The following is a 611-nucleotide window of genomic DNA, read 5'->3' as shown; positions in this document are numbered from 1 at the left end:
CCTAGGTCAATAGCATCAATAAAGGTCGATTTTCCTGAATCTCCAGGCCCTATCAGACAATTCAGCCCTGAACCTGGAAACCATTCTGCCTGCCGTATTGAGCGAAAATTCTGAATGCTGATGTGGCGGATAACAGCCATGTTTCCTTCCTAGTCCACGAATGTTGTATTTGCGCCGTAATGGCTGGAATTATGACACACCCTTTCTTATTTAATTTTGATATTGCGGGTATACACGCTGACTCAGCTGAAAGTAAACACTTCAATCAAACAAAGGTCCGCTGTTCGCTCATAGCGGACTGCGCTCACTTATTGCAGTGAGCGTTACCTTGAGTTTAATGTCAGCCTGGTACAGTCAGGTTGACATTACTTGTTTCAGGCTTTCGTCATTAAAAACGGTTCCGGTCTTCAGGACGCCATAACACCAGTGCACCAGTTTCCGCATCAGCGCGCCAATGGCCACCATTTTAGGTTTACCCCGCAGGCACATCTCATCGTAAATATTACGCATTCGCTTATTGTAGATTTTTCCGCACAGGGCGGCTTTGTTGAATAAATCAGATTTCGGGTAAGTCTCCCCCGTAGCGGGTTGTGTTTTCAGGCAATACGCAT

Annotated in this window: 1 protein-coding gene and 1 pseudogene; both read right to left on the bottom strand. The window is 46.0% G+C overall.

Annotated elements, in window-relative coordinates:
* Positions 1–140 (bottom strand): AAA family ATPase (locus tag C5687_RS24350; RefSeq protein WP_146086319.1); only part of this gene is annotated, 140 nt, incomplete at its 3' end.
* A gap of 214 nt (positions 141–354) precedes the next feature.
* A pseudogene (locus C5687_RS25205) lies at positions 355–611 on the bottom strand (hypothetical protein); the annotation flags it as partial.

Origin of the sequence: Enterobacter sichuanensis, assembly GCF_002939185.1 — a bacterium.
Taxonomy (GTDB): domain Bacteria; phylum Pseudomonadota; class Gammaproteobacteria; order Enterobacterales; family Enterobacteriaceae; genus Enterobacter; species Enterobacter sichuanensis.
The sequence above is the reverse complement of the archived record's forward strand: the minus strand, read 5'-3'. Positions and strand labels throughout refer to the sequence as shown.